Genomic DNA, 2,394 nt, shown 5'->3' on the forward strand with positions numbered 1-2,394 from the left:
CTAGGAGCTCGGATCTCAGGACGAAGGTCTCCGCGAATGTCCGGTCGATCCGCGCGACGTCCCAGGCGGGCGTTCCCTTGGCGGACATCCACGCCGCAGCGTCGTGCATCAGCCGCACAACCTCGTCGATATCACCCGAGCAGGCGACCCGAACGTTCGGAGGCTCCTCGCTGTCCATTCGCTCCCCTGGCGCGGTATGAACCGCCGCCTCATAGTGCAGTTTGATCCTGACGAGCCCAGCATGTCTGCGCCCACCTTCGCGGAACCTGACCAGGGTCCGCTAGCGGGCGGCCGGAAGGTGAATGCTAGGCATGATCTAACCCTCGGTCTCTGGCGTCGCGACTGCGAAATTTCGCGAGGGTTTCCGAGAAGGTGATTGCGCTTCGCAGATCTCCAGGCGCGTGGGTGCGGACGTAGTCAGCGCCATTGCCGATCGCGTGAAGTTCCGCCGCAAGGCTCGCTGGACCCAGATCCTTTACAGGAAGGCCAACGGTGGCGCCCAAGAAGGATTTCCGCGACACCGAGACCAATAGCGGAAGCCCCAACGCCGACTTCAGCTTTTGAAGGTTCGACAGCACGTGCAGCGATGTTTCCGGTGCGGGGCTCAAGAAAAATCCCATCCCCGGATCGAGGATGAGCCGGTCGGCAGCGACCCCGCTCCGTCGCAAGGCGGAAACCCGCGCCTCGAAGAACCGCACAATCTCGTCGAGCGCGTCTTCGGGTCGAAGGTGACCGGTGCGGGTGGCGATGCCATCCCGCTGCGCTGAGTGCATAACCACCAGCCTGCAGTCCGCCTCAGCAATATCGGGATAGAGCGCAGGGTCAGGAAATCCTTGGATATCGTTCAGGTAGCCCACGCCGCGCTTGAGCGCATAGCGCTGGGTTTCCGGTTGGAAGCTGTCGATTGAAACACGGTGCATCTGATCGGACAGGGCGTCTAAGAGCGGCGCAATACGTCTGATCTCATCGGCCGGCGATACAGGCCTCGCGTCCGGATGGCTGGCGGCCGGTCCGACATCCACGACGTCTGATCCGACTCGCAGCATTTCGATCGCCGCGGTGACAGCGCCGGCGGGGTCTAGCCGCCGGCTCTCATCGAAGAAGGAGTCCTCGGTGAGATTCAGAATGCCGAACACCGTCACCATGGCGTCGGCCTCCGCAGCGACTTCCACGATGGGGATCGGGCGAGCAAAAAGGCAGCAATTATGAGCCCCATACCTACAAAGCCCCACGCATCAAGCTTTTGCCCATGAAGCAACCAGGCAATGGCTGTAATTATGACGACGCCGAGTCCCGACCAGACTGCATAAGCAACACCGACAGGGATGGATTTCAGAACCAGAGAAAGAAAATAAAATGCGATGCCATAACCGATTATGACAACGGCGGAAGGGGCAAGCTTAGTAAAGCCCTCGCTAGATTTTAATGCGGATGTTGCGATTACTTCGCCAACTATTGCGATAACAAGAAAAAGCCAGCCTTTCATGATATATCTCCCAATTTGTGTAGGGCTTATTATGCACGCTTAAAAATAATAAAAGCAGACTTGACCTGATAGTTTGGCTGTGAGCAATTATGTGCTTAGTGCATCTAACGCCTGAAATAAGCCGTGCCGCGAAGCGGCATCGGCTTGATTGAATTGTTAGACGGCAAACTCGAGCCAATACTTGTGCAGGCCAACAATATTAGACGAGCACAGCATGGGCATTGCCGCTTTGATCTTCTCCAGTGACCAATTCCACCACTCCATCTCCAGAAGCAATGAAATTTCCTCATCGGTGAAGCGTTTCTTAATCTTCTTAGCGGGATTGCCGCCAACGATAGCGTAAGGCTCCACATCTTTTGTCACCAACGAGCGGCTGCCTATCACCGCACCGTGCCCGATCTTGATTCCGGGCATGACCATTGCCTCAGAGCCGATCCAAACGTCATTGCCAATGACAGTATTACCTGCTTTTTGGAAGGCATCGAGTGCGCTTGAGAATGCAGGTTCTTCCTGCATATAAAAGAACGGGAAAGATGATGCCCAGTCGTACCGATGCCCCTGATTGCCAGCCATGATAAAGGAAGCCCCACTCCCGATAGAGCAGAAACTACCGATGATCAACTTATCAACGTCATCACGGTCCGGAAACAGATACCGTGCGCAGTCATCGAATGAGTGCCCATGATAGTAGCCAGAGTAATAGCTGTACCGCCCAACTTTGATATTGGGGTTCTTCACTTGCTCAGAAAGCAGCTTGCCTTTGAAGGGGCTATCAAAGTAGTTGGTCATAAGAGATCCCGCGGTCTGTGACTTTGCCGTCTAACGTTTGAAATAAGGGGCGCCGAGCGCCAGCGAGGGGAGCCAAAAGCTTGCTTTTGGCCGTCCCGACTTGATTGAAGGGTTGGGCG

The 2,394-nt window shown here is 55.8% G+C and carries 3 protein-coding genes; all 3 read right to left on the reverse strand.

Features of this window, described 5'->3' with window-relative positions:
* Positions 1-305: 305 nt before the first annotated feature.
* The 3 genes from sul1 to PG899_RS23905 all read right to left on the reverse strand — a co-directional run bounded on the left by sul1 (position 306) and on the right by PG899_RS23905 (position 2,275).
* Complete coding sequence (gene sul1, locus PG899_RS23895; protein WP_000259031.1) at positions 306-1,145, reverse strand: sulfonamide-resistant dihydropteroate synthase Sul1; 840 nt, start codon at positions 1,143-1,145, stop codon at positions 306-308.
* The gene (locus tag PG899_RS23900; protein ID WP_000679427.1) at positions 1,139-1,486 is read right to left on the reverse strand and encodes a quaternary ammonium compound efflux SMR transporter QacE delta 1; all 348 of its coding nucleotides are present in this window, start codon (positions 1,484-1,486) and stop codon (positions 1,139-1,141) included. Before PG899_RS23900 ends, sul1 begins: the two co-directional genes overlap by 7 nt.
* 156 nt (positions 1,487-1,642) lie before the next feature.
* The gene (locus tag PG899_RS23905) at positions 1,643-2,275 is read right to left on the reverse strand and encodes a type B-3 chloramphenicol O-acetyltransferase CatB3 (RefSeq protein ID WP_000186237.1); all 633 of its coding nucleotides are present in this window, start codon (positions 2,273-2,275) and stop codon (positions 1,643-1,645) included.
* Between the last annotated feature and the right edge of the window lie 119 nt (positions 2,276-2,394).

Source organism: Aeromonas sp. QDB39, from assembly GCF_027707585.1.
Classification (GTDB): Bacteria; Pseudomonadota; Gammaproteobacteria; order Enterobacterales; family Aeromonadaceae; genus Aeromonas; species Aeromonas hydrophila.